The organism is Streptomyces sp. NPDC005195 (assembly GCF_040608315.1).
GTDB classification, from domain to species: Bacteria; Actinomycetota; Actinomycetes; order Streptomycetales; family Streptomycetaceae; genus Streptomyces; species Streptomyces kaempferi.
The window spans coordinates 1-2304 of record NZ_JBEXHZ010000247.1 but is presented as its reverse complement, the minus strand read 5'-3'; the positions used below and the strand labels follow the sequence as shown (position 1 = coordinate 2304).

Sequence of the window (2304 nt, the reverse complement as noted above, 5' to 3'; positions counted from 1 at the left end):
GGCGCCAAGTGACCTGGACCGGTGTCCCCGTGGAGCGGACCGGCGGGATCCCGAGCCGCTCCGCCATGACGGCCATGGACTGCTCCTCGGTCAGGGTGAAGAAGCGCCGCATCCGCAGCCGGCGCCCGTAGAGCCCGCTGTAGAAGGCCAGTGAGTCGCCGCGGAGCGGGTAGCAGCGGAAGTCCGCCTCCGTGACCCCGGCGACGCTGACACGCGGGACGGTGTGGGTGGCGTGCATGAACGCCCCGCCGCCGCCCGCGACCACGTACTGCAGGGTGCGGTCGCCGACCCGTACGGGATAGCGCTGGTAGTTGTGGATGTCGCCCCCGATCGCGGCGACGTAGTGATGCGCGGGGTCGCGCACGATGTCGTCCACGGTGCCGCCGCCCTCGATCTCGCACGGGTGGTGCTCCGCGTCCACGTACAGAGGGGAACCGGTGATCAGGATCTTGGGAGTGTCGCCCGCGGATACCTCACGCAGCCAGCGGCCCTGCTCGGCGTCGATCGTGCCGAGGAGACCGGTGTCGATGCCTATGATCCGCACCGGACCGGCGTCGATGGCCCAGTACGGCCCTGGCTGGACCGCCTGTTGGGCAGGCTCCGCACGCAACTGCCGCGCCTCTGCCAGCCGTTGCTCGTCCGCTTCGTGCGGGGTGTGCCACAGCAGCGAACGCAGCCGCTCCCGCAGCGTAGGCCGTGCCCCGGTGTCCGGCGCGAGGGCCGGCGCGTCACAGAAGACCCGCATGAAGCCGTGCAGGTCCTCGTACCAGTCGTGGTTGCCGGGCACGGCGTAGATGGGGGCCTGGTAGTCGCGGTACGGCCCGTGGAACTTCGTTCCGTAGTCGTCGAGACTGCCGACCGGATAGATCACGTCACTGGCGAGGACCGCGAAACTCGATCCCTGACTGGCCTTCAGAAACCCCGGAATCACGGCGTATTGGGGTTCGTCACCCTCACCGGTGTCCCCGATGACCATGAAGGAGAAGCGGTCGGGATCATCCCGCCGCACCACCGCGTCGGCGGGCGCGCCGGCGTTCCTGCGCTGCTCCACCCACCGGGCACGGGTACGGCCCGTGGGGTCCCCGAACCACGAGGCCAGCACGCCGTTGCGCGCGGGCCACATCGTCCTCGGATCCAGCCACGAGAGCTTCTCGACGCGGGCGGGCAACCGGCGCTTGTACTCACCGGGTTCCGGGCTGCCCCAGCCGGCGCCCCGGGCGGTGTCGCGTGAAGAGTCGGACATGCGGCGAACGCTAACAACGATCTTCGAGGGCACAGGACGCGGGGGTGGGGGCGCGGGCCCGTCGCACCCATCCGTGACGGCACCTCTCTCGGGCGTCGGCCACGCACCCGAGCCCGTCCGGCAGTTCGCCCTTCGTGCCCCCGGCTCGCTCGGCCTTTGACGACAACTCCCAGACGAAGGACACCCAGTGGCCACCAGTGGCGTGCGGCCGGTTCACCGGTACGACGGGCAGTGGCCCGCCGCCGTTTTTGCGCAGGTCCCCCTGGGGGCGAACTGCGGTCGAGTGCACGCAAGTTGATGTGACAGGCTGTCCTGAGCCGTTCGCGTGCGGGGAGCCGGGGCGGCCGTCGAAAGGAGCGCAGCGTGACGCAGTACGGATTGGGTGCCGAGAGGATCGACACCAGCAGGCCGCACCCGGCCCGGATCTACGACTACCTGCTGGGCGGCAAGGACAACTACGAGGTGGACCAGCGAGCCGGCGACGAACTCGCCGCCGCGGCCCCGGAGGCACGGATCGGCCTGCGAGCCAACCGCGCCTTCCTGCAGCGCGCTGTCCGGTATGTCGTGGGCAGCGGCGTCCGCCAGATCCTCGACGTCGGCACCGGACTGCCCACCGCGCCGAACGTGCACGAGACGGCAGAGGCGGTGGCGTCCGACGTGCGCATCGCCTACGTCGACAACGACCCGATCGTGAACGCCCACGCCAACGCGCTGATCAGCCGCTCCGGTCCGACCAGCGTCGTCCTCGCCGACCTGCGCGATCCGCTCGCCATCGTGAACCACCCCGACGTGCGCCGCGTCATCGACTTCGACGAACCCGTCGCGCTTCTCCTCGTCGCCGTCGTCCACTTCCTCACCAATGCGGACAATCCAGAGCAAGTCGTCGCCACGTTGCGCGACGCGCTGCCCGCGGGCAGCTTCCTGGTGCTCTCCCACGCCACGGGCGACTTCGCCGACCGTCGTGACGCGCAGGCCGTCTACAACAAGGCCAGCGCCACCCTGAACCTGCGCGGTCGCGCCGAGGTCGAGCGGTTCTTCGACGGGTTCGAACTGGTCGAACC

2 protein-coding genes are annotated in these 2304 nt (G+C 70.1%); one reads left to right on the top strand and one right to left on the bottom strand.

Translation table 11 applies throughout. The features are described 5' to 3' along the window. On the bottom strand, window positions 1-1243 hold a 1243-nt coding region (locus ABZV34_RS38595), incomplete at its 3' end, for a metallophosphoesterase (protein WP_356287698.1). A gap of 363 nt (window positions 1244-1606) precedes the next feature. On the opposite strand from ABZV34_RS38595, the gene ABZV34_RS38590 reads away from it, so the two are divergent. Then, on the top strand, window positions 1607-2304 hold a 698-nt coding region (locus ABZV34_RS38590), incomplete at its 3' end, for an SAM-dependent methyltransferase (protein ID WP_356287695.1).